1 protein-coding gene is annotated in these 947 nt (G+C 29.9%); it reads left to right on the top strand.

All coding sequences use genetic code 11. The features are described 5' to 3' along the window. Window positions 1–681 precede the first annotated feature (681 nt). The coding region (locus tag ACFILW_RS10100; RefSeq protein WP_375685771.1) for a hypothetical protein at window positions 682–947 on the top strand (266 nt) is incomplete at its 3' end.

The raw sequence follows: 947 nt of genomic DNA, 5'->3' as shown, positions 1-947 counted from the left end.
TTTTCTATATTTTGTTGAAAAAAGATCACAGTAGAATCCATATTGCTAAAAAGTTATATTTTTATGTTGCTATTTTCTTGAACAGCCTATAGCTGTATGAAAATGTATATTAGTAAGACTCATTTTGATAAAATAATTCAAAGGAGGGATAAGTAGTGCGTAAAGATAAAAGGTACATCACAGGACCACGCATATATCATTATATGATATATTAAAAAGAAAAAATCCAACTAAAAAGCCAGTTATCCAAAGAAGAATATATTCCGGACATATTACAATTTCTTTTTACTTTACTTATTATTAATAAAACCATGCTTTCTAATAAAAATAAAGTCTATAGTTAGGAAAATACATACTAAAACCTAGTACAAAGGATTTTATAGTAATCACTACCAAGTAAAAAGTAATATTAAATATACAAGGCCTCTTTTTTAGTTAGAAAAAAACAGCACACTAAAACCCTTAGACTCTAAATGTGTTATCTTTATGTCCACAAAACATAATCAAAAATACAAGCATTTAGATCTCAATACAGAGAGCACAAACAAAACTAAAGACTCAAAATGTTCACACTCTAAGCAATGATCGTCTACTCTAAATTCCAAAGACATCAATAATGCTAAAATGTGTCTTTTTTATGTTTTGGAGGTGTTTCTAAGTTTTTTCATTGGAGAGTTTGTTATGAAAAAATTATATGCCCCACAAGCAGCGAGTGAATTAAAACGTTCTCGTTTTTCTTTTGTTAAAGTTCTTTCGTTGGCTATAACGGCTACATTCTTATCGAATGTTACGCCTGTTTTTTCAGCAAATCCTGATTTTAGAAACACGTTTCTTGAGGGTGTAAAAAGTGCTGGTGTGTTTTATCCACAAAGCCTTCTCTCTGTTGCTGGTTTGAATGATTCTGATGATTACGCAAATTTTTTAACCAAAACCCTTTCTGGTAAGAG

This window comes from Bartonella sp. TT110JLCBS (genome assembly GCF_042193405.1).
Taxonomy (GTDB): domain Bacteria; phylum Pseudomonadota; class Alphaproteobacteria; order Rhizobiales; family Rhizobiaceae; genus Bartonella.
Note: the sequence above shows the minus strand (reverse complement) of the source record. Positions and strands in the feature narration are given on the sequence as shown.